Here is a 3,326-nt window from a genome sequence, read left to right as displayed (position 1 = left end):
CGGCGATTCAACTCCCCGTAGCTTACACGCTCCTCCTCGTACACCAACGCCGTCGACTCGGGGCTCCCCTCCACCTGTGCCTCGAACAGTCCATGCACCGTCGACTCCAACGGATAAGCCACCTCCGTCGCGTTCCATCCCACCAGCAACTGCTCACGCTCCTCCGCAGGAAGCATCGGCAGCTGTGACACACGCTCGTCCTCGCCACGAGTCATCGCTTCCAGAAGACGAACCAGATACCGCCCATAACGCTCCACCGTCTCGGACTTGAATAAGGCGGTGCTGTATTCGAGGATGCCTTCGATCTCATCATCCGTCTCGCTCAGATTAAGCGTCAGGTCGAACTTCGCTACCGACGATTCGCTCTCCAACCCAGACAGATGCAGACCCGGCAGCTCCAGATCAGACACCTCATTGTTCTGCCACGCGAACATGACCTGGAAGATCGGGCTGTGCGCCTGACTCCGGCTCGGCTTGATCCGCTCCACCACCTGCTCGAACGGCAGCTCCTGATGGGCCTGCGCTCCGATCGCCGTCTCGCGTACCCGTCGCAGCAGTTCGCTCACCGTCGGTTGACCCGTAAAGTCCACCCGCAGAGACAGCATGTTGACGAAGAAACCAATCAGCTCCTCGGTCTCTCGCTGCGTGCGGTTGGCTACAGGAGTGCCGATCACGACGTCCTGCTGACCCGACAGCCGCGAAAGCACCGTAGCCCAGGCCGCCAGAACCGTCATGAACAGCGTTGTACCGTGCCGCTGGCTCAGTGCCTTCAACTCCCCGGTCAGCGTCGCGTCGAAACTCAACCGCACCTGCCGCCCCTCGTAGCGCTGCTGCGCCGGACGGGGATAATCGATCGGCAGTTCCAACAGTGCCGGCGCGCCAGACAACGCCGTCTCCCAATACGCCCCTTGCGCTTCGCGCCTATCCCCGCCCAGCCACCGATGCTGCCAGACTGCATAATCCACGTACTGGATGGCCGAAACCGGCTCCGAATCCACCTCACCCGCTCGATACAGGCTGTACAGGCGGCTGAAATCCTTCACCAGGACTCCGATCGACCAGCCGTCCGACACGATGTGGTGCATCGTCACCAACAGCACATGCTCAGTAGGCGCCAAACGAATCAATCGACCGCGGATCAGTGGCCCCGATGACAGCGAGAACGATCCCCTCGCTTCCTCCCGCGCGATCTGCTGCAGTTCGCTTTCCGCATCGCTCGCCTCGCTGAGATCGTGGATCGTCAGATCAAACGGCTTGGCCGGATCGATCTGCTGCACCGGCGCTCCGCCCACAACAACAAACCGGGTGCGAAGAGATTCATGACGGACCACGATCTGATTCAACGCACGCTGTAGCGCTTCAGGATCCAATGTCCCCATCAAACGCAGACCTACAGGAATGTGATACGCCTCGCTGATTCCTTCCATCTGAGACAAAAACCACAACCGCTGCTGCGCGAACGATAACGGCAAGGACCCAACACGCTCCACCGGCTCAATTAAAGAGCCTCGCTTCTTTTTAGCTCTTGCCTTAGCTAAAGCAAAAAGTTTGTCGCGTTGCTCTTGAGTCACATCTGTTTTTTTTAGTTCTAGTTTCATTGCTGCCATCCATTCGAGCCGAAGACTAATAACATGCTTCTCTTACACCTCACGTAGTGAGGTATCGGTTAACTACATTCCCGCGGGTCTGCAGAAACAGGAGCGTCGAGATTGGCAGCGTAGTAACTGCCAATTTCGAGCAATGCAATCAGCGTGCAGGACCCAGGTCAGATGTTGCCGACGCAGAAATATTTATGAAAGATCGGTTATTTCAAACGATTGGAAGATAAGTTCCTCAAGTAATGCGGCTTGAGCACTGAAGACGGGGTTCTCAAATATATCTGCAATTTTTAAATCCACATCCAACTCATCTCTAACGTGAGAACTTAGCCGTACCGCCAGTAATGAGTGGCCCCCCAGATCGAAGAAGCTGTCGTTGCGACCTACCCGCTCCACGCCGAGTATCTCCGACCAGATCGTCGCTAAGTGTTCTTCAAGAGCACCTGCCGGGGCCTCGTAGCCGCGGCGCACGTAAGCCTCGTCATCCGGCGCCGGCAGCGCCTTCCGGTCCAGCTTCCCGTTCGGGCTCAGAGGAAAAGACTCCAACTCCATATAGGCCGACGGCACCATGTACTCCGGAAGCTTCAAGCTCAGATGCGCCCGCAAAATTCCGGCTTCGACCTTCAGTTCTTTTGTCGGCGTGTAGTAGGCTACGAGACGTTTATCGCCATGGTCATCCTCACGTGCTACTACCACCACCTCGCTCACGCCAGGGTGATCCAGCAGACGTGCCTCGATCTCGCCCAACTCAATGCGGAACCCGCGGATCTTCACCTGGAAATCGTTCCGTCCTACAAACTCGATATTTCCGTCAGGCAGATATCGGACCAGGTCGCCGGTCTTGTACAACCGGTCTCCCTCCACAAATCGGCTCGGCACAAATCGCTCTGCCGTCAGCTCCGCGCGGTTCAGATAACCCCGTGCCACTCCCGCCCCGCCGATGTACAACTCCCCCGCAACACCGGTTGGAACTGGTTCACCCTCGGCATCCAAGATGTAAAGTCGCGTGTTGCCGATGGGACGGCCAATCGGAATCGACGTGTCGCTGACGGAACTCACGGTGAATAGGGTTGCGAACGTCGTCGTCTCCGTCGGCCCATAGCCATTGATCAACGATGTTCCCGAAAAGGCCTTCACAGCCTTGCTGACATGAAGCGGGCTGAGCTTATCTCCTCCTGCCAGCAGAACGCGTACTATCTGGAGGCTGTCCATTATCTCGATAACAGCAAGATCGAAGAGGGCAGCCGTCAGCCATAGGACGCTGATGCTATGACGATGGATAAGTGCCTGAATCTGATTTAATTCTGGCTTCTCCGGCGGAAAGATAATCAGCCGCGCCCCACGAGTCAGAGACACCCAGATTTCAAACACTGAGGCATCGAAGGAGAGGGATGAGAGCTGAAGGAAAACGTCCTCAGATGTAAGCCACGGAAACGAAGAGATCAGTCGAATCGTATTCCTGTGCTCGATCATGACGCCCTTAGGCTGACCGGTGGAGCCGGAGGTATAGATGACATAGGCCAGGTGCGAGGACCTGAGCCCGAGCGCCTGCGCATCGGGGTTGGTCTCCGGCCGGTTGTGCCAGGAGGCCTCCAGATCCAGGTCCAGGACCGGCGCCTTTAGCTCACCCAGCGCTTGCTCCAGGGTCCCGCGCGCCGCGCCGTGCGTCAGCACCGCCACCGGACCGGAGTCCGACAGCATGTAGCTCAGACGATCCACTGGGTACAC

2 protein-coding genes are annotated in these 3,326 nt (G+C 57.7%); both read right to left on the bottom strand.

From position 1 onward, the window contains the following. Nucleotides 1-1,472, bottom strand: a 1,472-nt coding sequence (locus tag HDF15_RS25415) for a condensation domain-containing protein (protein WP_260331433.1), incomplete at its 3' end; no start/stop codon positions are given. Between the two features lie 318 nt (nucleotides 1,473-1,790). Continuing rightward, nucleotides 1,791-3,326 (bottom strand): amino acid adenylation domain-containing protein (locus HDF15_RS25410; protein WP_184261245.1); only part of this gene is annotated, 1,536 nt, incomplete at its 5' end.

This window comes from Granulicella mallensis, assembly GCF_014203225.1.
GTDB classification, from domain to species: domain Bacteria; phylum Acidobacteriota; class Terriglobia; order Terriglobales; family Acidobacteriaceae; genus Granulicella; species Granulicella mallensis_A.
The sequence above is the reverse complement of the archived record's forward strand: the minus strand, read 5'-3'. Positions and strand labels throughout refer to the sequence as shown.